This is a genomic window from Paraburkholderia sp. J7, from assembly GCF_905220155.1.
Taxonomy (GTDB): domain Bacteria; phylum Pseudomonadota; class Gammaproteobacteria; order Burkholderiales; family Burkholderiaceae; genus Paraburkholderia.
Map to the genome: position 1 here is coordinate 1 of NZ_CAJMYZ010000123.1, position 303 is coordinate 303.

A 303-nucleotide genomic window follows, 5' to 3' on the forward strand; every position below is an offset into this window, starting at 1 on the left:
TTACGCCGTGACGACGGTCTGGTTCACGTCGATGTTGCCGTGTACGGCCTTCGAGTACGGGCAGATCTGATGGGCGCTGCGTGCGATCGCTTCGGCAACGTCCTGTGCGAGCCCGGGAATCCGCACCGTGAAATGGGCTCCGAGGAACCAGGCTGCGCCGGTCTGGCCGATGTCGACCTGGATGTCCACGGAAGCGTCCGGCGGCAGCGCGACTTTCTTCAGCGAAGCCGCAATGCCGAGTGCCGAGATGTAGCAGGCCGACCATGCACCGGCGAACAGCTGCTCGGCTCGCGGATGCGGTTC

General features: G+C 65.0%; 1 protein-coding gene. It reads right to left on the reverse strand.

What is annotated here, in order from left to right; all coding sequences use genetic code 11:
• On the reverse strand, positions 1-303 hold a 303-nt coding region (locus U5A58_RS40605), incomplete at its 5' end, for an Ohr family peroxiredoxin (RefSeq protein WP_321965474.1).